Consider the following 21974-nt stretch of genomic DNA (forward strand, 5'->3'; position numbering starts at 1 on the left):
CCGCACTGTTGCCGGGATCGCCACCCCTGAACTGGTAAGTATGGACTTGGCCGGGGGGAGGGGCCATCAGGGAGGCGGTGGGACCGGTCCCGGGGCCGGCAAGGAGGGGGGACCGTGTGGTCAGGGCCTAACTGTGGCGTTCCGCCTCTTTCCAGGACAGGGATTTGTCCGACACTTCCCAGTGTATGCGGCGCCACATACGCTGGATGCGCCGCTGGATGTAGTGCCTGTTGGAGAATTCAAACCACTCCGGGAAAGGCAGCAGGGTGGCCCGGCCGAGTCCGTCAATCAGGACCAGTTCCGGAGTCCCGTCCCGCATGCGCACCACCAGGTTGTGGGGCAGGATGTTCTTGGTCAGGACGCGGGTTTCCCACAGCCACTGGGCAAACTGCTCCAGGGCGGCGGTAATCGGTGCGTCCAGGCCGTGCTGCTGCAGGTAGCTTTCCAGCGTGGGGGCCGGATTGCCGCTGTCGTCGAGGATCAGCTGGGAAACGGCAGCGGTGCCCTCGCTGGTGTCCACCAGCCCGTACCAGCGGGCCAGGTGACGCCAGACCGGGCTGTTGTCGCCCACACGACGCAGGGCGCGCTGCCGGTAGCCCGCGAGTTCACGGAGGTTGTCGTCGAAGCGGTCGTTGCCGGCCAGGCGCTTGTACCACGGAGCGCGGTTGCGCAGTTCGTCGATACGACCGGTACGCATGACCTTGACGCACTTCCCGGCATCGGACGGATGGCGATAGCAGTGGCGGTTGCCGCCGCTGGCGAATGGCTTTTGGCCGCTGAGGTCAATCATGTTGCGTCCCGCCCCGATTCGGCCAGCAGTCCACGGTAGAGCGACAGGGTGTTCTCGGCCTGGGTAGCGAGGGTAAAGTCCCGTTGCAACACCGGCCGGGCGTCGCTTTCCAGTAGTTCCAGCGTCTTTTCCCGCAGTCCGGCGATGCTGCCGTTTGCCACCAGCCCTTCGGGGAAGCAGGCGCTCAGGGATTCCGCCGGGCCGCCGATGTCGTAGCCGATTATGGGGGTGCCAATCGCCGCCGCCTCGATAACGGTTCTTCCGAAGGGTTCGGGACGTTTTGACAGGTTGTAGACCAGGGCTGCGGCGCTGTACCAGTAGCGGATATCGCTGCGCTGTCCCACAAATGACACCCGCCCATCGAGCCCCAGCGCCCGGGCTCGCTGGCGCAGCTCTTCCGCGTAATGTTGTTTGTTGGGCTCGGCGCCACCCAGGATTACCCCGTGCAGGTCGTGCCGGTCCAGCTCGGCCAGGAGCTGCAGGAAGTCTTCCTGGCCCTTCCAGCGGGTCAGGCGGCCAGGCAGCAACAGCCAGCGCCGGTCGCGCAATGCCGGGAACTCTGCCTCGACCGATTCGCGCCAGCCCTCGGGTGGCTGGAGGCCGGGGTGAAACTCAGCGGTGTCGACGCCGCGGTAGATAATTTCCGGGGGGCGCTGCAGGTAACGGCTGTAGTGCTCCACCAGGTAGTCGCGGACACACCCGGAGATAGCGATTACCTGTTCGCTGCGGGCCATAATGGCGCTGTACCGGTTGACGGAATAGAGACCGTGGGCCGTGCTTACCAGGCGCGGGCGGTTTCCGGCCGGCAGCTTCTTCCAGGCAAAATAAGTGAGCCAGGCGGGTATCCGGGAGCGCACGTGCAGTATGTCCGGCTGTTCGGCGCGGATCAGCTCCCGCAGCGGGCGCACTTCCCGCAGGCTGAGCAGGGACTTGCGGTGGATGGGGCGGGACAGGTGGCGGGAGCCCTCCAGTTCCAGCTGCTCCACCATCCGGCCGCCACTGGAAACCACGACGGATTCGTGCCCGGCCGCCACCAGTGCGCGCGCCAGGTCCAGGGTTCCCCGCTCAACGCCACCGGAATTCAGCGCTGGCAGCAACTGCATGACTTTCATCGGGGCCTCGTTATTCTGGGTGAGCAGGGCTGGCTGGCGTTTGCAGCCTGGCACTTCCCTGTCCGTACGGTCGGTACAGGGGGGATGCGCCGCCATCCGCAGTGCAAAGCCGGGTATTATAGACATCCCCGGCAATGGGGTATAGGCTGCCAACTTCCCGCCCGGCAGGTGCTGTCCCGGGGCATGGTCAGTGACTGGAGTTTACGTTGCATCCCCATCTCGATATCTGTATCTGCACTTGCCACAGGCCCGAGTTACTGCGCCGCGCGCTCGCCAGCCTGGCCGCGATGGAGCTGCCCGAGTCACTGGAGGTCTCGGTTACGGTAGTCGACAACGATCCCGCCGAGAGCGCCCGGCCGGTGGTGGAGGAAGTCGAGCCCTCTTTCCCGCTGCCACTTGTGTATGCCGCCGAGTCCCGTCGGGGAATTCCCTTTGCCCGCAACCGCTGCCTGGACGAGGCGCAGGCAAAGGGGGCCGATTACCTGGTATTTATCGACGACGATGAGTGGGTTGCCGGCGACTGGCTGCAGAAACTCTATGGTTTCGCCCACGACGCCGGTGGCAACACGGTGGTGTGTGGCAGCGTGATCAGCCTGATGCCCGCCGCGGCCCCCGATTACTATTCCATGTTCTTTTCCCGCAAGCGTCGCCGCACCGGTGAGCGCCTGCCGTACTGCGCCACCAATAACGTGTTGATGCCAATGGCTGAAATTGCCAGGCTGGGTCTGCGTTTCGATGAAAACCGGCCGTTTGCCGGCGGTGAGGATGTCCTGTTCTTTACCGAGGCCAACCTGCAGGGCATGTCGATATTTCACTGCGCCGAGGCGGTGGTGTACGAGGATGTGCCGGAATGCCGGGCCACCATCCGCTGGCTGTCGCGGCGCAAGTATTCGGTAGGTATTACGCTGGCGCGCCAGAAAGTGCTCGCCGGGCGCAGTCGCGGGATGGTTTTCGCATCAGCGATGGTGCAGCTGCTGAATGCCTCGCTGGTATGTGTGCTGGGTGTCGCTATCAGCCGGCAGCGTGCGCGCGCCTGGCTGCGTGCCTGCCGCTCCGCCGGTATGGCCTGCGGTGCCCTCGGGGCAGAATCGCAGTTTTACCGCGGCGTGAATTCCTGACTTCCCTCCCGGCCGGGGCAGTCCATCCCCCGGCCCTGTTCAAGTCTCAGCGGTAGGGTTCCCGCACGGCGTCTGTCGCGGTGGGCGACGTGCCGGTCGCGGACAGTTAAAATGCCGCTTTTCCAGCAAGTTCAACCCGGGATCCCGACACCTGCATGCAGTTCCTCTACACCTGGCTATTACGCCTCGCCCTGCCGTTTATCCTGCTGCGCCTCTGGTGGCGCGGGCGCACCATGCCCGCCTACCGGCAGCGCTGGCGCGAACGCCTGGGACGGGTGCCGCGCAGGGCCAGCCGGCGCCCGCTGGTATGGGTGCATTCGGTTTCCGTGGGGGAGACCCTCGCCGCGGTGCCGTTGATCGAGCAGCTGGCAGCCCGCCACCCTGACTGGCAGTGGCTGGTCACCACCACCACCCCGACCGGCTCCGAGCGGGTCGAGTCTGCGATGCGACCACTGCTGGGCGGACGCCTGCTGCATTACTACCTCCCCTACGACCTGCCCGAATATCACCGGCGCTTCCTGTCGGCGCTGCGGCCGCGGATGCTGGTGATCATGGAGACCGAGCTGTGGCCGAACCTGCTGTCGGCCTGTGCCAGGCGCAAGGTGCCGGTGGTGCTGGCCAATGCGCGCCTGAGCGACAAGTCGGCACAGGGCTACGCGCGCTTTGCCCGCCTGGCCGCAAAGATGCTGGGTCACCTGACCCGTGTGGTGGCCCAGTACCCGGAGGATGCGCGGCGCTTTGTCGAGCTGGGCCTGGATGAGGCGCGCATCGTTGCGGTGGGCAATATCAAGTTCGATCTCAATATCGACCTGGGCCTGTCCAGCGAGGCCCAGGCCCTCGCGCACCAGTGGCGCGCAGCCGGCCCGGGGGGCACGCGCCCGGTTTGGCTGGCGGCGAGCACCCACGATGGTGAGGAGGCCACGGTGCTGGACGCCTTCGCCGAAGTGCAACGGCGTTTTCCGGACCTGCTGCTGGTACTGGTACCGCGACACCCGCAGCGCTTCGACAGCGTGGCACAGCTGGTCCGTGATCGCGGTTTTTCCCTGGCGCGCCGCAGTGATGGTGGGGTGCCTGCCGGCTCGGACCAGGTGCTTCTGGGTGACACCATGGGAGAGTTGCTGCGGTTTTACGGTGCCTGTGACGTGGCATTTGTCGGTGGCAGCCTGGTGCCGGTGGGGGGGCACAACATGATCGAGCCGGCCGCCTGGGGCGTGCCGGTGATCTGTGGTCCGCACCTGCATAACTTCTCCCGCGTGGCTGCGTTGCTGCGCGAGGCCCGGGCCCTGCAGGTGGCGGAAAACGCGCCCCAGATGGCTGCGCAGGTCGTAGCATGGCTGGAGGATGAAGAGGAAAGACGCGCTGCAGGCGCCCGCGGGCGGCAGGTGGCGACGGAAAATACCGGGGCCCTGCAGCGGCTGGTCAATGAGGTGGATGCCGTCGCAGGTCCCTGATCAGGTCGGCGGCCGGGGAATGGCGCGCCGACCGGGTTTTAGTTGGGGGACGTGCCGGGCTCCTCGGCAGACTCCTCGATCGCGGCCGGGCTGGTCGGCTCTACGGTGTCCTGGCTGCCGCCCAGCGGCATGGAGGCGCCCTGGCGTGCGATGGCGCGCGAAACGGCGCTGCCCGGGTTCAGGCGGGTTTCCAGGTCCTGCAGGTCCTTGGGTGCCAGCAGGCCGGCAGCGCGCTTGAGACGCAGGGTATTGAGGATGTAGCTGTACAGCGAAGCGGAATAATCCCGGCGGGCCTGGAACAGGGTCTGCTGTGCCAGCAGCACGTCGACCACATTGCGCGTGCCCACCTCATAGCCGGCCTGGGTGGCGTCCAGGGCGCTGCGGGCGGAAATGATGGCCTGCTTGCGCGCGTTAACACGGGATACGTCGGTGACCACCGAGCGGTGCAGTGTGCGGGTATCCTGGATCGTACTGCGCTGGACGAGGTTGCGCAGGTCCTCGGCCTGGAAGGACAGGTTGCGCGCCTCGCGGCGGCTGGCGCTGATACGGCCACCGGAGAAGATCGGCACGTTCAGCGTCACCGCCGTAATCGTGGTCTCTCGGGTAGTGTCGATGGGCAGGTCGACGGTGGGTTCACCGGCGACGGTGGTCGAGGAATCCCCCTCACGGCGGAAATCCTGGTAGCTCACCGAGCCTGTGAGCGTGGGCAGGTGTTCGCTGGCTGCCGCGCGGGCATTGTAGCGCGCGGCTTCGGCGTTCAGGCGCGCCGCCTTCAGGTCGAAGTTGTTGGCCAGGGCGAAATCCACCCAGGCGCTGCGATCCACCGGCTCCGGCGGTGCCACCGAAAAGGTCTCGCTCAGCGGGGCGATATCGTCGTGGTGCTGGCCGGTCAGTACGGACAGGGCGTCGAAGGCGCTGAGCAGGATGTCCTGGGCGTCGTAGAGTCGGGCCACGGCGGAATCGTGGGCGGCGCGGGCATCGTAGACATCGGTAATCGCGGTCAGGCCCACCTCGAAACGCTGCTGGGTCTGCTCGAGCTGCTGGGCCAGGGCCTCCTCTTCGGCGCGGGCGGTTTCCAGGTCGTCCACTGCCCGCAACACATCGAAGTAAGCGTCTGACACCCGTAGCATCATTGCCTGTTGGTTGGCACTGAATTCTGCAGCAGCCTGTTCGCTGACTTTCTTGCCCTGCTTGTAACCGAACCAGGCGCTGGCATCGAACAGGGCCTGGTCGAGGCGCGCCGAGTAGATGCGCTCGTCCACGTCCGTGTCGCTGCTGTTGGGAGTGGCGATGACCCCGGTAGGTCCAAAGGTGTAGTCAAACTGGGTGGCAGTGGTGTCGGTATTGTTGGCCTCTGCACTACCGTTGATCTGCGGCAGCAGTGCGGAGCGGCCCAGGTTCTTGGCCTCCAGCCCGGCTTCATAGGCGGCGCGGTCCGCGGCCAGCTGGGGGTCGTTTTCCAGCGCCAGCTGGTAGATCTCCCACAGGGTATCCGCCTGTGCCTGCATTGAACCGAAACTGATAATCGCTGCGGCGAGCACTTTTTTCAGCGGGCCCGCAACGCGGCCTGCCCTTGAGAATTCTTTCGTTTTCATCTGTCTCAACTTCCTGTGGCGGGTCTCAAAGCTGCAAACTCACTGCCAGTCTCCCCACTGGCGGGCGCATTTTGCGGGTGGTGCAGCGCCATGGGGAATGCCGAAAGCGCCTGTCTGTACGGCCCGCGAGCCCGGTTTTAGCAGTCGCGAGAGTGTACCTGTGCACAGAGTGAGCGTCGAGGCGACGCTGGCAGCATTTTGGTATATCTTCGTTAAACCGACGCGAATGTGCGGTCATCGGTGCAGCGGGGCGTTGCTGCGTCCCGGCATGATCGACAATGGCGTCGTTTTTTCAATAGACGCAGGCGGTGGCCATTCGGATGCAGCAATCATTCAAAAGAATTGGGCAAGGGGAGGCGCCGGATGGCGGATGCGCCTGACGTGCCCTGGAGCCGCCGGCAACGCGCCTGCCATGAGTGCGACCAGGTGCTGGGTGATGCGGTGGCGCCGCCCGGGAACAAACTGGAATGTCCGCGCTGCAATGCGACCCTGCACCGCAACCCCCGCGGTAGCGTCAACCATACGGCGGCCCTGAGCCTGACCGGCCTGCTGTTGTTCTTCCCTTCCCTTTCCCTGCCGCTGCTGAGTTTTTCCATTCTCGCATTCGGTGCGGAAAACACGCTGTTGAATGGTGTGCGTGCGCTGTTTGCCGAGGGCTACCTGTGGATGGCGGGGCTGGTATTGTTTTGCAGTGTGATCGCGCCGCTGGCCAAGTTCCTCCTGCTCGGGTTTATTTCCCTGGGTTGCCACTGGCGGTTACTGGACCGCCCGGTAACCTGGTCGGTGCGCTGGTACCAGCACCTGAAAGAGTGGGGCATGCTGGATGTCTACATGCTGGGCCTGCTGGTCGCGCTGATCAAGATGAGTGACCTGGGCAAGATGCAGGTGGAGCCGGGCCTGTACAGCTTTGTGGCAATGATGGTGATCTCGAACCTCACCACGTTGAGTTTCGACCAGCAGGCGGTCTGGTCGCGGCTGGAGCGGCGCAGGAAGCGCGCTCCCGGCCCGTCCCCGGGCGAGGGGCCGCTGGTGGGCTCCGGGGAGCAGTTATGAGTACTATGGACAGGGCCCTGTCACAGGGACGTACCTGCTGCCTGAGTTGCCACTGGCTGGTGACATTGCCGCGCGGTGGCGGCGGCTGCCGCTGCCCGCGCTGTGGCGGCAAGGTGCATGGGCGGATCGAGGGAAGTGTGATGCTGACCTGGGCCCTTACCATTACTGGCGCGCTATTGTTGATACCTGCCAATATCCTTCCGGTAATGACGGTGGTTTACCTGGGCTCCGGCGAGCCGGCCACGATCATCGGCGGGGTGATGCAGCTCTATACCGCAGGCTTGTGGGGCATCGCGCTGATTGTCTTTATTGCCAGTATCGCCGTGCCGGTGATGAAGCTGGTGGGGCTGGTACTGTTGCTGCTGCAGGTGCAGGGCAGATTGCCGATCAACCCCTCGCAGGCAATGACCACCTATCGTATCGTGTCGGCTATCGGGCGCTGGTCACTTCTGGACCTGTTCATGATTTCGATTCTGGTGGCGCTGGTGGATATGGGGGCTGTCGCCAGTGTGGCCGCCGGCCCCGGCGCCACCGCGTTTGCCTCGGTGGTGGTGATCACCATGCTGGCAGTGCGCTGTTTTGATCCGCGCCTGGTCTGGGATACCTATTACGGGAATCCGTACAGGAATGCGGGGCCCGATCATCGCGCGCCCGCCGCAGCCGGAAGCCGGCGGGGAGAGAAGAGCGACCCAACCATAAAAGAACCACCGGAAGAGGGAGTGGCCGGGGATGTCTGAGGAGTTTCCCCACGAACAGTCGCATCGTGAACAGCAGGCGGTCGTCAGGCGCAGCCGCGGCCTGCCATTAATCTGGTTGCTACCCCTGGTGGCGGCACTGATCGCCGGCTGGCTGGTTTACAAGGATTTTACCTCCGGTGATATCCGCACCGAGATACTGTTTACCTCCGGCGAGGGCCTGGTCAAGGGCAAGACCGTGGTCAAGTACGCGGGCGTGGATATCGGGGTGGTGCGCGATTTCCAGCTGGTGCCCAATGCGCCAGAGCTGGATGGCAAGGACGGTGTGCTGGCCCAGGTGGAATTCAATCGCAGCGCCGAGTACCTGCTGGTGCAGGGCACCAATTTCTGGTTGGTGAAGCCAGAGCTCTCGATCACCGGCGTGCGCGGCCTGGAAACCCTCGTATCGGGAAACTATATCGGCATGGAGCCGGGCAGTGGCGAACGCAAACGCGAGTTTGTCGCCCTCGAGCGACCGCCCGCCAGCGTGCGTGGCGAGGGGCTGCGGGTGGTGCTGAAGGCCCCGCGGCTCGGCTCGCTCAACCGCGGTTCACCGGTTTACTACCGCCAGCTGCGGGTTGGCCAGGTAGAGGACTACCGGCTCGCCGACGACGACTCCCAGGTGGAGGTGGACCTGTTTATCCGCCAGGAATACGCGCACCTGGTACACCGCGGCAGCCGTTTCTGGAATAGCTCGGGCCTGTCGGTGGAAGGCGGCATCAGTGGCATCACCGTGAACATGGAATCCCTGGCGGCACTGGTGGCCGGCGGGGTCAGCTTCCACACCCCGGAAACCCGGCGCCAGTCGCCGCTGGCGGTCAATGGCAGTGAATTCAAGCTATATCGCAGTTTTGCCGCAGCGGATGCCGGTATCGAGGTGACCCTGAATTTTGATCGCGGGGTCAATGTCACGCCCGGCAGCACCAACGTGGTCTACCAGGGGATCAAGGTGGGCGAGGTGAGCGAGGTCAAGGCCAGTCGCAATATCGATGGAATGGAAGTGCGGGTCCTGATGGACCCGATTACCGATGACCTGCTGAGTGAAAACACCCGTTTCTGGATGGCACCGCCGACCCTGGATATCTCCTCGGGGCTGGACGACCTGCTGTCCGGCAACCGTATCGAGGTGGACCTGCGCCGCGGCCAGCGCTCGCAGCGGACCTTTTCTGCCCAGGCGTCGGCGCCACCGCGGGACCCCCGCGTGCCGGGGTTACACCTGCGCCTCACTGCACGCTCGCCGGGCTCCCTGCAGCGCGGTGCCAGTGTCTATTACCGGCGCATTGAGGTGGGCAAAGTGCAGGGCATGGAGCTGAACCCCGAGGGCGATGGGGTGGAGGTCTATGTGGTAATCGACCCCCGCTATGCACACCTGGTGAACCACAGAACCCGTTTCTGGAACGTCAGTGGCGTGCGCGCCAAGGCAGGTCTCAGTGGTATCGAGGTGCAGGCCGATTCGCTACTGTCATTGCTGCGCGGGGGGATTGCGTTTGGCAGTGACCCGCGAGCGCGCGACGAAAAGGGGCCGGTGGAGGATGGCGACCGTTTCCATCTCTACCGCAGCCGCGAGTCGGCACTCGAGGCAGGCCTGCGCATTCGCATCACCCTGCCCTCGGCGGAGGGGTTCCGTGACGGAGCGCCAATCCGGCACAAGGGTGTGCAGGTGGGTGAGGTTACCCGCCTGCGCCTGGGGGACAGTGCGTCGGAAGTGATCGCCTATGCCAAGCTGTACCAGCGCGCCGAGCACTTTGCCCGCAGCGGCACCCGCATGTGGGTTGTGGGGCCGGAAATCGGCATCGACAAGGTGGCCAACCTGGACACCCTGGTGACCGGTCGTTACCTCGCCCTGGAGCCGGGCGAGGGCGAGGCGCAGACTGAATTTGTCGCGCTGGCGGAGCCGCCGCGGCCAGACCTGGCCGACACCATGATGCGACCGGGACTGACGGTTATCCTCAATGCGCCGCGGCGCGGCTCGCTGGTGCCCGGCAGCCCGGTGTACTACCGCCAGGTGCAGGTGGGTGAGGTGACCGGCTTCGAATTGGGGGAACTGGCAGACCGTGTATACATCTACGTATATATCGAGCCCCGTTACCAGACCCTGGTACGCGAGCACACGGTGTTCTGGAATGCCAGCGGTGTAGAGGTCAACTTTGGCCTGCAGACGGGGCTGAATGTGCACACCGAGTCCACGCAGGCACTACTGGCCGGCGGTGTTGCCTTCGCTACGCCGGAGGCCGGTGAGATGGGCCGCGAGGTGGTGTCGGGCAGCCACTATCCGCTATATCCGGAGGCGAAACCGGAGTGGCTGGGCTGGAGTCCCAAGATTGAACTGTATGACCCCGCATTGCCGGAAAAATAAACCGAAGTAAGGATTCACTATGCGTAAGATAATGACAGGACTTTTACTCACGTTGCTCCTCGCTGGGTGTGACGCGACCCTGGTAGAGCGGGTGCAGCCTGCGGAGGCGCCAGTTTCATTTTCCACCTATGCTTGGGGCGTGGCTCCACTCGTAGATGTCCCCGATGCCTCGGCCCAGCTGGTTGAGATGGATGACGAGTTGCGACAGATCGTCGAGGGGTACCTCCGCAACCGGGGTTACCGCCGGGTGGAGGACGCCGAGAATGCCGATATGCTGGTGAGCTACCAGGTTGCGGTGGTCGAGGGCGAGATCTCCACCGAGCAGAGCAATCCGGGCTGGGATGCACAGTTCGACAGCAATGCGACCCGGGGCGCGGTAGAGCTGCCCAGTGACACCGGTGCGCCGCGGCTGACCCTGAGCCTTGAGATCGGCCGCCCCCAGGGTGGGGCTATCTGGGGGGGCACCTCCAGTGAGGTATTGGGAAGGCCCGAAGACGCAACCGATCGCCAGCGGCTGCTTGCCAACATGATCAAGCAGCTGTTGAGCGACCTGCCCCCGGCCGCCAGCTACTGATCCCCGGGAAGCGGGGTTGAATTCCGGCATGGAAGCCAGATTTGTATAAAGACATACTGACACCATGGTTCGGGAGACACACATGAAAGTCGGATTGCGGGCATCGATGGTGATGCTCTTGTTACTGGTGCTCGGCGGCTGCGCCGCCGCCCCGCAGGTCGCGGTGGATTACGATCCCCAGGCCGATTTTGCCGGGATGCGCACCTATTACCTGCTGGACCCAGTCGCCACTGGCCCGGTAACGCCGCTGGAGATCAAGCGGGCGCGCCAGGCGGTGGAAGGCATCCTGCAAAATCGCTACCGGGCAGTGGATAACACGGACGACGCGGACTTCCTGGTACAAGTACAGTTCCAGGCCGTGGAGAAGGTAGCGGTTTACGAGGACAGCTTTGGCCTTTATGGCGGCTACCGCTACTGGGGGTTTGGCTGGCGCTCGCCGGTCGAGGTGCGCCAGTACCGGCAGGATACACTGGTGGTGGATATCCTCTCACCCGAGAGCTCGCCCCTGTGGCGGGGCAGTATGCCCTCCAGCGCCGGGCGCTACCAGGATCCGGCGCAACGCCAGCAGCGGCTGCGCGAAGAGGCCGCGCTGCTGCTGAACCGTTTCCCGCCGGCCTACTGACAGCCCCCCACCCCCGGCGGGACCGGGGGTGCCACCCTACTATTCCCAGAGACCTGATTCATGACCGAAACCACCAGGGAGAGAAATACCGATCTTGTCCCCGAGTTCTCCACCGATGCGGTCGAGGTGGTCGAGCGTGAAACCGTCTTTGACGGTTTCTTCAAGATGCTGCGCCTGCGCCTGCGTCACCGGTTGTTCCGCGGGGGGTGGAGCGAGATCTTTACCCGCGAGCTGTTCGTCCGCGACAACGCCGTGGGCGTGCTGTTATTCGATCCCCGGCGCGAGCAGGTGGGCCTGATCGAGCAGTTCCGGGTGGGAGCCCTGGAGCGGCCCTACGGTCCCTGGTGCCTGGAAGTGGTGGCGGGCATGGTGGAGCGGGGGGAGAGCCTCGAAGAGGTCGCCCGTCGCGAGGTGCAGGAGGAGTCCGGGCTGGAGGTCGGCCGGCTGGAACCAATCCACAGCTATTTGCCGAGCCCCGGCGGCAGTTCGGAGCGTCTGCACCTGTTCTGCGCCTGTGTCGACCTGGGTGAGGCAGGGGGCATCTTCGGGTTGCCGGAAGAGCAGGAAGATATCCGCCTGCGGGTCCTGCCGCTGGATACCCTGCTGGCGACCCTGGCCGGAGACTCGCCCGACGCCGGCGCGGTGGACAACGCGGCCACACTGATCTGCCTGCAGTGGCTGCAGTTGCATCGTGAGCGACTGACGGGCAGAAAAGGGGCGACCCATGGTTAACGGGTCATCGTATATATCCTGCGTTTACCGAGAAGGACCGCAAACTGAGATCCAAGTCACGGCGTGGATAGAATTGGAGTGTCGATAATGGCGGTTCAGAAACAGGCCCATCCTGGAAGCAAATTGCGACTGAAAAGTCGTCAAAAATCGGAATATCGGATGGACTTGCCGGCTTATCACGCCGACTGCGATGCCAACTACCTGCGCCTGAGCAAGCTGTTGCCGCAGCTGGGTGAGCGGGAGCGCTGGAGGTACAGTATGCCCCACGGCTCCCTGGAGCTGGAGGTGATCGAGCGCTCCCGTTACACCACCGAGGTGAGCCTGAGCGCGTCTTCCGCCAGCGAGCAGCGCTGGATGGCGCCGCCCAGGATTACGGTGCGGCTCTACCACGACGCGCGCATGGCCGAGGTGGTCGCGGTGGACGGCCGCGGTCCCCTGGGTGAGAAAGCCCCGGGTGTGCTGCACGCGGGGGCCCGCATGCAGGGGGCCGACGAACGACAGCAGGCCAACCGCTTCCTGGGGGAGTGGCTGGGGCATTGCCTCGCGAATGGCCGGGTGGATTTTGAACTGGTTTTAGATGGCCGACAGCTCTGACGCCGCTGTCGGTGGTCACATGGATGTGGTGACAGGGTAAGCAAGTGAGTGGAAGCGACGGAAGCAGGCAGGACAAGTTGAGCGGATCGAAACACCGGTTGGTGCAGTTTACAGATCCCCATATCGGGGGGCGACCGGACTACCAGCTCCTGGGGCTGGATACCGGTCGTACCCTGGATGATGTGCTGCGAGCCATCGAGCGGGACCAGTCGACAGCTGAAATGCTGCTGGCCACCGGCGACATCAGCGCCAATGGTGCCGAGGCGGCCTACGAGCGTTTCATGCACAAAATGCGCAAGGTCAGCGCGCCCTGGTTCTGGTTGCCAGGCAACCATGACCAGGCCGAGCGAATGCATGAGGTGGCCCCGGGCAATACCGCCGAGCTGGTGGCCCTGGGCAACTGGCGGCTGTTGCTACTGGATACCAGTGTCGAGGGCGAGATCTGCGGCGGCATGACCGAAGCCCAGCTCGATCGTCTCGACGAGCTGTTGCAGGAGTGCCGCCATCACCCGGTGATGGTACTGATGCATCACCAACCCGTGCCGGTGGGCAGCAAGTGGATTGATGGCCATATGCTCAAGGAAGGCGCCGAGCGCTTCCTGCAACTGGTGTCCGCGGCAGGTAATGTGAAGGCCCTGGTCTGGGGTCATGTACACCAGCAGTTTGACGGCGACCTGAACGGTATTGGCCTGCATGCTACCCCTTCCACCTCGGTGCAATTCACACCGGGCAGTGGTCCCTTCGCTGTGGATGACAAGTTGCCGGGTTACCGCTGGTTCGACCTCGACGACAGCGGCACCTACACCACCGCTGTCGAGCGTGTCCCGGTTTCTGACTACAACGTCGACCTCACTTCCTCCGGATACTGACCGTCCGGCACAGGAGCCAGTCCTGCCAATCCGTTGGTCCGGCCTTTCCCCGCTCCCTGTCGTATCCGCTGCCTTTCACCCTACAATGCCGGTATTGGGACCCGGGCCGGCCGGGTACCCCTTGGGCCCAAGCCGAGGTCCAGGCAGAGGCCTGTAGAAACAAATGACCAAAGCACCGAACCGGAAACAGAAAGCAGTGGGAGCCATGATGCAAATGTTATCGAGTGCCTGGCTGGGAGCCCTCGTCCTGGTCGTGGCGGGGTGTGCGCAGACCGATCCCTCCGGGTCGGCATTGGCTGTTGCCAACCCCGGGGCGGCTTCCGCCACGGGGTTGCAGCCGCGGGCCAGCGGGCTCGACAGTGTCGCCGCCGCTTTTGCCTTCGACCTGGCTAATGCCAGTGTCTACGTGGCGCCATTGCAGATTGGCTACCGCAAGCGCAGTGCCGATGTCCGTGAGCGGCTGAATGCCGGTGACTTCCAGCTGGATGCGCGGGAGCGTGAACGAATGCAGCAATTGATGGAGGAGGCGCTTGCCGAGCGCTTCTTGCAGCCGCGCAACAGTCGTTTGGCGGGCAGCCCGGCACAGGCGGATTACCGGCTGCAGTTGCGTCTAGAGAATTTCGCCCTGAGCGCCCCGCTGGAGGCGCCAACCTGGAGCCGGCGAACATTCACGGAGCAGAGTGCCTATGGCGTGCTGGCCGGTGAGCTGTACGACCGCGATGGCAACCTGGTCATGCGGTTCCGGGACCGGCGGGATATCGGCGAGAATCCCGGCTCACTGGCCTCGGGAGGCCAGCTGCAACAGTTCAGTGGCCCCATCTTCTGGGCCGACATGCGGGTGGATATGCGCCGTGCCTTCTCCAGCCTGGACCGGTCGCTGCGGTGATCCCCCGGGCGGTCCGCAGATTACTCGCGGACTCGCCCTGCCGTAGAAGGGCGCTATAATCCCCGCCCATGTCTGAACTTCCGCAAAAAAATCATTCGCTATTACTGTACCTGCACGGTTTCCTCTCCTCCCCGCAGTCGTATAAGTGTCGCCTGATGGAGGAGTGGGTGGCGCGGCACAGGCCTCACATGAGCTTTCGTGCCCCGCTGATCTCCCCGCACCCGGCGCTTGCCTCCGCGGCACTGGAGGAAATCCTGGACCAGAACCGTGGCGCAAGCATCGGCCTGGTCGGAAGCTCCATGGGTGGCTTCTATGCGACCCTGCTGGCCGAGCGCCACGGGCTGCCCGCGGTGGTTGTGAATCCGGCGGTACACCCGGCCCGTTTTATGCCCGCCTATGTGGGGCAGCCACTGGCGCCGTACAGCGGTGAGCCGCACGAGTATCGCCTAAGTGGTGCCGACGTTGCTAACATGCGCAGTCTGGAGGCGGAGCTGCAAGGGTCGTTCAGGGGGCGCTACTGGCTGCTCGCGCAGCGCGGCGACGAGACTCTGGACTTCCGCGAGGCGGAGGGTTTCTATCGCGGGCAGCGCCAGACCGTTGAAGAAGGCGGGGACCACAGCTTCCAGGGCTTTGAGCAGTATTGTGAGCCCATTGTCGAATTCCTTTTCGGCCGGTAGGCACGGCAGATTGCCGGCTGCGGCTCGCGGCCGCTCCTACGGGACAATAGTTGTTAACGAGTAACCAATAAAAATATGGCCAAGTATTCCGCAGAAGATATCGAGGTACTCACGGGGCTGGACCCGGTGCGCAAGCGCCCGGGGATGTATACCGATACCACACGCCCCAACCACCTGGCCCAGGAAGTGATCGATAACAGCGTCGATGAGGCGCTGGCCGGGCATGCGAAGAAAATCGAAGTGGTCCTGCACAAGGATAACTCCCTGTCCGTCAGCGACGACGGGCGCGGCATGCCGGTGGATATCCATCCGGAGCAGGGCCGCCCCGGTGTTGAGGTCATCCTCTCCACGCTCCATGCCGGTGGCAAGTTCTCCAACAAGAATTACCAGTTCTCCGGTGGCCTGCACGGTGTGGGCGTGTCGGTGGTGAACGCTCTTTCCAAAGTCCTGGAGATCACCATCCAGCGAGATGGGCAGGTACACAGGATGGGCTTCCAGAACGGCAACAAGGCCTCGGACCTGGAGGTGATCGGCACCTGTGGCAAGCGCACCACCGGTACCAGCCTGCGCTTTATGCCGGACCCGCAGTATTTTGACTCCCCGAAGTTCTCGGTGCCGCGCCTGCGCCACCTGCTGCGCGCCAAGGCAGTGCTATGCCCGGGCCTGACCGTGGTCTTTATCAACGAGCAGGATGGCGAGTCGGACCAGTGGTTTTACGAGGACGGCCTCAAGGATTACCTGGCGGCCGCCAACCAGGGCTGGGAAGTACTGCCGGCAGAGCCATTCGTGGGCAGCTTCAGTGCCTCCACCGAAGCCGCAGACTGGGCGGTGCAGTGGTTGCCCGAGGGCGGCGAGGTCACCGCCGAGTCGTACGTCAACCTGATTCCCACTGCCCAGGGCGGCACACATGTGAACGGCCTGCGCTCCGGCCTGCTGGAAGCGATGCGCGAGTACTGCGAGATCCGTAACCTGGTGCCGCGCGGAGTCAAGCTGGGGCCCGAGGATATCTGGGCGCAGTGCTCGTATGTGTTGTCCGCCAAACTGGCGGATCCACAGTTCTCCGGCCAGACCAAGGAGCGGTTGTCCTCGCGCGAGGCCACCGCGTTTGTTTCCGGCGTGGCCAAGGATGCCTTCAGCCTGTGGCTGAACCAGCATACCGAAGAGGGCGACCGGCTGGCGGAGTTGTGCATCGGCAATGCCCAGAAGCGACTGCGTTCGGCCAAGAAAGTGGCACGCAAGAAAGTCACCCAGGGGCCGGCACTGCCCGGCAAGCTGGCGGACTGTGCCAGTGGTGATACCAGCCGCTCCGAACTGTTCCTGGTGGAGGGCGACTCCGCCGGTGGATCCGCCAAGCAGGCCCGCGACCGCGACTTCCAGGCCATCATGCCGCTGCGCGGGAAGATCCTGAATACCTGGGAGGTGGACTCCGGGGAGATCTTTTCCAACCAGGAAGTACACGATATTGCCGTGGCCCTGGGGGTGGACCCCAGCAGCGACAACCTGGACGGCCTGCGCTACAACAAGATCTGTATCCTGGCGGACGCTGACTCGGATGGCCTGCACATCGCCACACTACTCTGCGCCCTGTTCCTGCGCCACTTCCGCCCGCTGGTAAAGAACGGCCATGTATTTGTCGCCATGCCGCCGCTCTACCGGGTCGATATCGGCAAGGATACCTATTACGCACTGGACGAGGCGGAGAAGCAGGGCATTCTCGATCGCATCAGCGCCGAAAAGAAAAAGGGCAAGGTGCAGGTAACCCGGTTCAAGGGCCTGGGGGAAATGAACCCGTTGCAATTGCGTGAAACCACCATGGACCCGGATACCCGCCGCCTGGTGCAGCTCTATGTGGAAGACGGTGATGACAGCAACCAGGTGATGGATATGCTGCTGGCCAAGAAGCGTGCGGGAGACCGTAAGCAGTGGCTGGAAAGCAAGGGGAACCTGGCCGAGGTCGTGAGCTGAGTGGCGATTTTACCAAAAGGTCATAAATACGCCCCGCTGAAATCTGGCAAATCCATCTACATTTATCATGAGTTTATAAAATAATTTATAGGATAAACTTGTCAAAATCGCGGGGCGTATAAAACTGGCTCGCCAGTATTGAATCTGTGAGTGTACACAAAAGTTCTCGCGGCGGCCCAATTTGCGCTTTTGCAGGCGTTACCCCATGGTTGTGCTCATGGGGTTACTCCCAATTGTAGTAGGTCATCAGATAATGGTTGATGCCATAGCTTGCGTCAGCTATGGCGTCGTAGCCGACAGGCGGTACCCTCTCGCTGTTTAATCTGTGGAACAGCCTTTCCATCGGAGCATTATCCTATTAGTTCCAGGGGCGACTCATACCCTGTGTCATCCTGTGGCACCATAATCTCAGCCGGAATACGCAGCGACTATACTGTCCGACCTGATCCTGGTGGAACATGAGACTATTCGGTTTGCATCACTGCTCCAAGTGACTTCCAGTGCCTCTGCTGTGAGTGCTTAATCTGGATACTCTTAGCTCCCCCGGCCAGCCCCTGCGACGAGGATAAGGCTCGCAAATCATAGCAGGGCAGAACCAGCTGAGTCGCCCAGGATGTAGGTAATATCACCACGCCAAACCTGGTTCCGCTTTTCCACTTTGAATTGGCGTCAAGCGTGTTTGGGATATCTGGTCGCTCTACCGTTGGCTCCTTGTACATTGGAAGGCCGGGCTGGTTGCAAGTCAGCGGAGCTTCAGACCGGCAGCCCCTGCGGCAAGTTACCCGAAGAGTGGGCCGCCCCGGATAATGAGCACCCCTGATCCACGACCAAACGCACGGCATCTAGCATGAACTGCGTAGAGAAGGATCGCTGCTGTCTTCTCATTGAACAGCTTTGTGCAAGGTGCAACTCTACCACCTAGGCCGGTGTCCGGGACTTGTAGGCCAAAACATAAAAATTCTTTCCTGAATGAAAAAAGCCCCCATGCGGGGGCTTTTAGTGGTTACTTATCCTGTGAGGAGCTCTTTCTTAATTTGAGGTCTTACAGCCCAGGTTAATAGTGGCAAGCGGTTCCCGATTTGGAGCGTGAGCAAAAACCAGAGTCTCGAAATTAAACGTACCGGGGGTGCTATTGTCTGCACCTCCCTTGGAGTAGAAGGGTTCACCCTTGAAGTTGTCGTGATAATAGGAATCCCCTGATAGCATTGTCAACATGTCTGCACTGGGAATGACCAAGCTATCACCCTGGCGAAATAGCCCAGTGCAAAGCGTATTGAGCTTACGAGGAGACTTTTCAATTCTAGATCTCAGTAAACTTTCTTTCGCAATGATTTCGTTGAAGGTGTTATCGTTTATAACCAGCAAGTCTTCAGTGGATCTATGATCCAAAATCAGCATCCCTGGTGCAACATCCTTAGTCATTACTAGATCAGATTCTCCAGAAAATACTCGAACAAGGAGGCGCTGCTTGGGTGGCTCTGAAAATTCGATCTTTATGGTGCTACCATCTTCAGATACGTACGCTGTCGCGTCGAAGGCTGTCAGGCTGAGGCCCTGGAGCTTCATTTTTCCATCGGTGGGATCGTCAGAAGAGTAGACCTTCACGTATAAATTACCATCGCGCCAGCCTTTTGTAAGAATTACCTCAGGTGGTACGCTCTCCACGGTTTGGGTGAAACCAAGCAGGTCAACGACATGATCCGTGGCGTAGTGTGGGAAGCCATAAGTAAATCCAGTTTTATGGCTGAAACCTAATGAATGGCCAAGTTCGTGCATATAGGTTCTATAGTTACCCTTGGTCAGGCTGTCAAGATATCGCAAGCTCAAAAAGCCGGAGCGACCCGTCCCCCAAAACTGGCTCGGGGTCTTTCCACCGCCTAAGCCTACCCATCCTTTCTTATAGACCTCCATTGTCGATATATCCGACCGTTGGCCACTGGAAGCCAGGCTAAAGAGGTAATACATGATGGATTCGCTGGGGGAACGGGTGGCTACGCACCCCTCCCATTCGTTGCAGGGGCGTCCTACCGAATATCCCATATATTCCCCCCCGAAAGCGAAAGCGTCGAGAGCCTCTGTGAAGTGATAGGTGTTCATAAACCATTTAATATTTGCCGAAAGAGCCTTCAGGGTATCCGCTTCTGCTGGAGTTGGATGCCGCAAGCAGTGCCAAGCGGTATCTCCAGTTCTCGGCTCATCACAACTTGCAACCTTTCCCCTATAAGAAATGTCGAGATTAAGCATTGGCGCGGTTTCTACATACTGCAGATTGCCGTCTGGAACACCGGAGTAAGTTGTACTGGAGAAGCCATTCAGCGTGCTATCAAATACAATCTTCAGCGGAGCAGATCCAGCATTCGTCGTATGCATGACAAGAATGGATGAAAAGCGCCTTGATGTATTGTTAGTAATCGATATCAGTCCATTGCCGAGGGGTTCAACCCGGATGTCATTTGCAAGGTATCTAGTCTCGATATTTGAGATGACTTCCTCACTGCTGACCTGGGTCACAACAATCGAGTCCAAACTTGAAGGCTTCATGGACAGCTCAGTCTGGGCATATGTCGACTTGCTGAAGTCCGAGCTCAGATTGGCACTCTGGCAATTTTCCCCACAGTCGAAATTCAGCCAAAATTCTTCGGAGTTAGTAGTGACATCTACTTCTGGGGGAATGTCACTGGATGGAGGGGCTGTGCCATCGGCCTCGTCAACTACCTCCTCGTCAACTACATCCTCTGAAGGGGGCTCCTCCTCTGAAGGGGTCTCGTCTTCTGAAGGGGTCTCGTCCTCGGAGGCTACAGGGGCAGGCTCGTCGACCTCCCGCTTCGCGTCATCTTTACACGCTACAAGTAGAAGCGAACAAAGGATAATTAAAATTTTAATATTCATATCCTTCTCTTTATGGGGTCAAAAGTCCAAACTGAATGAAAGTATTAGATTGTGGTTTCACCATCTAAGTGATAGTTGCCACCCAGGAAAGGACCTGGCAACAATTGCCTAGTTTCGTGCAGGGCTGAAAATTACTAAGCAGGAATGCACTCTAAGTGGCCAGGGGATGCCGACTTGTGATCTAGACGACATTTATCCTTTATGACAGCGATAATGAGCCGATATGACAAGGGTGGAGCTTTGTGATTTCAGTGGACACATTAAAATGCGTACTTTAGAGGTGGCTATAAATGTGAAATGGATCTCATAGGTCAATAAATGGATAACGTTATTTCCCGGATCAAAGTGGAAGCATTGATTAGAAGCGCCAATCGAATTGATCAGAACCATACCTACGCCAGCTTTATCGGCTCCTACAAGATACGGGAGGTTCGTCCGGGGTATGTTTCAATTTTTGATTACATTGGTATCTGGAAAAAGCTGATGGCCAATAGTGGTGACCCGCTGTTGCCCTGCAAGATTGGAGAGCATGTACACATATCTGACCTTGGTGTGCCTGGGCTAATTTCGATGCACTCAGAAAATCTCGGTCTTGCCTTGAAAAGTGCAGTGATGTACGACAGGCTGATGTCGGATTGCTTTCTTTTGACATCAGTCATTAATGGGTCGGAAGTAAAGGTTTCTCTTTCTGCAAAAAAACTGGATGTAGAGTTTGACTGGCACCACGTATTTCTCAAGCTATTTTCGCAGTTTGCTAAGATCGCTAACTTCCTGACAAACAATCTTTACTCCGAAGATATAGGGATTATTCGCGTAGGGTTCTCTCGCGATATAGAGGGCCTTGAAGATTTATATTCCGACTACTTTCGCTGTCCAGTGTATGGCTCTCAAGCTGAAGACTATTTCGTCATTTCAGCCAGGGTGTTGGATCTTCCTGTGCATAACCCGCAAAAGGATCTTTTTGAGCTCTTTACAAATATTGCAAATCGATCCCTGGAATCCTTGAATCACAAGACCTATAGTGACAGAGTTCTCAGAATTCTTGAGGGTTATAAGCACCCAGCCATGGCTAGAGTTGATGCTGTATCTCAAGAGCTAAACTTAAGTGTTGCCACACTAAAGAGAAAGTTACAGTCCGAAGATACATCCTTTTCTATGTTAAAGGATCTTTTCTTGTTGAGTGAGACCCAGAAAATCCTGGACCTTGGTTATTCCAGTTCCTCCTATGTTGCTGAAATGCTCGGGTATTCAGACGCAAGTTCTTTCTCGAAAGCATTCAGGCGGTGGACTGGCGGGAAAGTCGAGGATTATATGAAATCTAAATCAAAAGAAGCTCCCCTCTCATCGGACTAGATATTTATATTTTTTTACACGTAGAAGTGGGTGGGTGGAGAAAAGGAAGGCATGCATACTATAGTTGTCTGAAAATTTGACATAATCATATACGCTTCTTTCGGCGAGGCATGGTTTGCATACGTATTCCCCGTGTTTTTCGCTTACGCTATTTTCTTTCTGGCCTATGGCGTGAAACATATAAATATTGATAACTCCTTGGGTGATGTCTCGTATGGTGTTTATATTTATGCTTGGCCCGTCCAGCAAATAATTGCGCAGTTCTTCCCGGGACTGAATCCCTATACACATACACTCGTTGCTACCCCTCTGGTTTTCGGGTTGGCCTATGCTTCCTGGAACCTGGTTGAAAAGCCAGCGCTGGGCTTCAAGAAGTCCCTGATGGCATTTGATATCAACTACTTGCGCACAAGACTTGCAGCGCTTTCCTGAACTGCCGGGCCCGCTACCGGGCCTGACTCCCCGCGGTGGGGGCCCTAACAAGCGACTGTGATGTCAAGCAGCCTGCTTGACATCGCACTCTCCCCAGTAAGTCCCATCCCTCACCATCGCATTTAGCACTACAATCATCTTCCGCATGCTCGCCGTCAGCGCGACTTTCCGG

General features: G+C 60.5%; 19 protein-coding genes. 15 read left to right on the plus strand and 4 right to left on the minus strand.

The annotated features are described in order from the left end of the window. Window positions 1–127: 127 nt before the first annotated feature. Window positions 128–790: a YrbL family protein gene (locus ACH6CX_RS16775; RefSeq protein ID WP_237062920.1), complete on the minus strand. Its 663-nt coding sequence runs from the start codon at window positions 788–790 to the stop codon at window positions 128–130. Next, window positions 787–1956, minus strand: coding sequence for a glycosyltransferase family 4 protein (locus ACH6CX_RS16780; protein ID WP_233006527.1), 1170 nt, complete (start codon window positions 1954–1956; stop codon window positions 787–789). Before ACH6CX_RS16780 ends, ACH6CX_RS16775 begins: the two co-directional genes overlap by 4 nt. A 152-nt stretch (window positions 1957–2108) precedes the next feature. On the opposite strand from ACH6CX_RS16780, the gene ACH6CX_RS16785 reads away from it, so the two are divergent. Beyond that, window positions 2109–3020: a glycosyltransferase family 2 protein gene (locus ACH6CX_RS16785; protein ID WP_233006526.1), complete on the plus strand. Its 912-nt coding sequence runs from the start codon at window positions 2109–2111 to the stop codon at window positions 3018–3020. Between the two features lie 155 nt (window positions 3021–3175). Then, window positions 3176–4471 carry a lipid IV(A) 3-deoxy-D-manno-octulosonic acid transferase gene (gene waaA, locus ACH6CX_RS16790; RefSeq protein WP_233006525.1) on the plus strand — a complete coding sequence of 432 codons (1296 nt, stop codon included), beginning with the start codon at window positions 3176–3178 and terminating at the stop codon, window positions 4469–4471. A 38-nt stretch (window positions 4472–4509) separates the two neighbouring features. On the opposite strand, the gene ACH6CX_RS16795 is transcribed toward waaA, so the two are convergent. Next, complete coding sequence (locus ACH6CX_RS16795; protein WP_233006524.1) at window positions 4510–6066, minus strand: TolC family outer membrane protein; 1557 nt, start codon at window positions 6064–6066, stop codon at window positions 4510–4512. Between the two features lie 363 nt (window positions 6067–6429). On the opposite strand from ACH6CX_RS16795, the gene ACH6CX_RS16800 reads away from it, so the two are divergent. The 11 genes from ACH6CX_RS16800 to parE all read left to right on the plus strand — a co-directional run bounded on the left by ACH6CX_RS16800 (window position 6430) and on the right by parE (window position 17128). Further along, window positions 6430–7119, plus strand: coding sequence for a paraquat-inducible protein A (locus ACH6CX_RS16800; protein WP_233006523.1), 690 nt, complete (start codon window positions 6430–6432; stop codon window positions 7117–7119). Further along, a complete protein-coding gene (locus tag ACH6CX_RS16805) occupies window positions 7116–7856 on the plus strand; it encodes a paraquat-inducible protein A (protein ID WP_237062915.1) in 741 nt (246 codons plus the stop codon). Before ACH6CX_RS16800 ends, ACH6CX_RS16805 begins: the two co-directional genes overlap by 4 nt. Beyond that, window positions 7849–10209: an MlaD family protein gene (locus ACH6CX_RS16810; protein ID WP_233006521.1), complete on the plus strand. Its 2361-nt coding sequence runs from the start codon at window positions 7849–7851 to the stop codon at window positions 10207–10209. Before ACH6CX_RS16805 ends, ACH6CX_RS16810 begins: the two co-directional genes overlap by 8 nt. 19 nt (window positions 10210–10228) lie before the next feature. Next, the gene (locus ACH6CX_RS16815; RefSeq protein WP_233006520.1) at window positions 10229–10783 is read left to right on the plus strand and encodes a DUF4136 domain-containing protein; all 555 of its coding nucleotides are present in this window, start codon (window positions 10229–10231) and stop codon (window positions 10781–10783) included. 82 nt (window positions 10784–10865) lie between these two features. Continuing rightward, entirely contained in the window at window positions 10866–11405 is a 540-nt protein-coding gene (locus ACH6CX_RS16820) for a DUF4136 domain-containing protein (protein ID WP_233006519.1), read from the plus strand. Window positions 11406–11465: 60 nt separating this feature from the next. Then, the gene (locus ACH6CX_RS16825; RefSeq protein ID WP_334079215.1) at window positions 11466–12137 is read left to right on the plus strand and encodes an NUDIX domain-containing protein; all 672 of its coding nucleotides are present in this window, start codon (window positions 11466–11468) and stop codon (window positions 12135–12137) included. A 159-nt stretch (window positions 12138–12296) separates the two neighbouring features. Beyond that, on the plus strand, window positions 12297–12731 hold the full coding sequence (locus ACH6CX_RS16830; protein WP_233006517.1) for a DUF1249 domain-containing protein: 435 nt from the start codon (window positions 12297–12299) through the stop codon (window positions 12729–12731). Window positions 12732–12808: 77 nt separating this feature from the next. Continuing rightward, complete coding sequence (locus ACH6CX_RS16835; protein ID WP_396675986.1) at window positions 12809–13600, plus strand: metallophosphoesterase; 792 nt, start codon at window positions 12809–12811, stop codon at window positions 13598–13600. Window positions 13601–13808: 208 nt separating this feature from the next. Beyond that, window positions 13809–14486, plus strand: coding sequence for a hypothetical protein (locus ACH6CX_RS16840; protein WP_233006515.1), 678 nt, complete (start codon window positions 13809–13811; stop codon window positions 14484–14486). A gap of 68 nt (window positions 14487–14554) precedes the next feature. Further along, window positions 14555–15163 (plus strand): YqiA/YcfP family alpha/beta fold hydrolase, encoded by a 609-nt coding sequence (locus tag ACH6CX_RS16845; RefSeq protein WP_334079213.1) that lies wholly within the window; start codon window positions 14555–14557, stop codon window positions 15161–15163. Between the two features lie 75 nt (window positions 15164–15238). Next, on the plus strand, window positions 15239–17128 hold the full coding sequence (gene parE / locus ACH6CX_RS16850; protein WP_233006513.1) for a DNA topoisomerase IV subunit B: 1890 nt from the start codon (window positions 15239–15241) through the stop codon (window positions 17126–17128). 1029 nt (window positions 17129–18157) lie between these two features. Here parE and ACH6CX_RS16855 read toward each other — a convergent pair. Next, a complete protein-coding gene (locus ACH6CX_RS16855; protein WP_396675989.1) occupies window positions 18158–20017 on the minus strand; it encodes a hypothetical protein in 1860 nt (619 codons plus the stop codon). A 318-nt stretch (window positions 20018–20335) separates the two neighbouring features. On the opposite strand from ACH6CX_RS16855, the gene ACH6CX_RS16860 reads away from it, so the two are divergent. Continuing rightward, window positions 20336–21370: an AraC family transcriptional regulator gene (locus ACH6CX_RS16860; protein WP_233006510.1), complete on the plus strand. Its 1035-nt coding sequence runs from the start codon at window positions 20336–20338 to the stop codon at window positions 21368–21370. A gap of 132 nt (window positions 21371–21502) precedes the next feature. Continuing rightward, window positions 21503–21802, plus strand: a complete 300-nt coding sequence (locus tag ACH6CX_RS16865) for a hypothetical protein (RefSeq protein WP_396675991.1) — start codon at window positions 21503–21505, stop codon at window positions 21800–21802. Window positions 21803–21974: the final 172 nt, after the last annotated feature.

This window comes from Microbulbifer sp. JSM ZJ756 (assembly GCF_044383805.1).
GTDB lineage: Bacteria > Pseudomonadota > Gammaproteobacteria > Pseudomonadales > Cellvibrionaceae > Microbulbifer > Microbulbifer zhoushanensis.

Coding starts and splice junctions, on each gene's coding strand:
- ACH6CX_RS16820 (WP_233006519.1), top strand. CDS start 10,866: ATGAAAGTCGGATTGCGGGCATCGATGGTGATGCTCTTGTTACTGGTG.
- ACH6CX_RS16840 (WP_233006515.1), top strand. CDS start 13,809: ATGCAAATGTTATCGAGTGCCTGGCTGGGAGCCCTCGTCCTGGTCGTG.
- ACH6CX_RS16775 (WP_237062920.1), bottom strand. CDS start 790: ATGATTGACCTCAGCGGCCAAAAGCCATTCGCCAGCGGCGGCAACCGC.
- parE (WP_233006513.1), top strand. CDS start 15,239: ATGGCCAAGTATTCCGCAGAAGATATCGAGGTACTCACGGGGCTGGAC.
- ACH6CX_RS16830 (WP_233006517.1), top strand. CDS start 12,297: ATGGACTTGCCGGCTTATCACGCCGACTGCGATGCCAACTACCTGCGC.
- ACH6CX_RS16815 (WP_233006520.1), top strand. CDS start 10,229: ATGCGTAAGATAATGACAGGACTTTTACTCACGTTGCTCCTCGCTGGG.
- waaA (WP_233006525.1), top strand. CDS start 3,176: ATGCAGTTCCTCTACACCTGGCTATTACGCCTCGCCCTGCCGTTTATC.
- ACH6CX_RS16825 (WP_334079215.1), top strand. CDS start 11,466: ATGACCGAAACCACCAGGGAGAGAAATACCGATCTTGTCCCCGAGTTC.
- ACH6CX_RS16795 (WP_233006524.1), bottom strand. CDS start 6,066: ATGAAAACGAAAGAATTCTCAAGGGCAGGCCGCGTTGCGGGCCCGCTG.
- ACH6CX_RS16805 (WP_237062915.1), top strand. CDS start 7,116: ATGAGTACTATGGACAGGGCCCTGTCACAGGGACGTACCTGCTGCCTG.
- ACH6CX_RS16860 (WP_233006510.1), top strand. CDS start 20,336: ATGGATAACGTTATTTCCCGGATCAAAGTGGAAGCATTGATTAGAAGC.
- ACH6CX_RS16845 (WP_334079213.1), top strand. CDS start 14,555: ATGTCTGAACTTCCGCAAAAAAATCATTCGCTATTACTGTACCTGCAC.
- ACH6CX_RS16855 (WP_396675989.1), bottom strand. CDS start 20,017: ATGAATATTAAAATTTTAATTATCCTTTGTTCGCTTCTACTTGTAGCG.
- ACH6CX_RS16810 (WP_233006521.1), top strand. CDS start 7,849: ATGTCTGAGGAGTTTCCCCACGAACAGTCGCATCGTGAACAGCAGGCG.
- ACH6CX_RS16800 (WP_233006523.1), top strand. CDS start 6,430: ATGGCGGATGCGCCTGACGTGCCCTGGAGCCGCCGGCAACGCGCCTGC.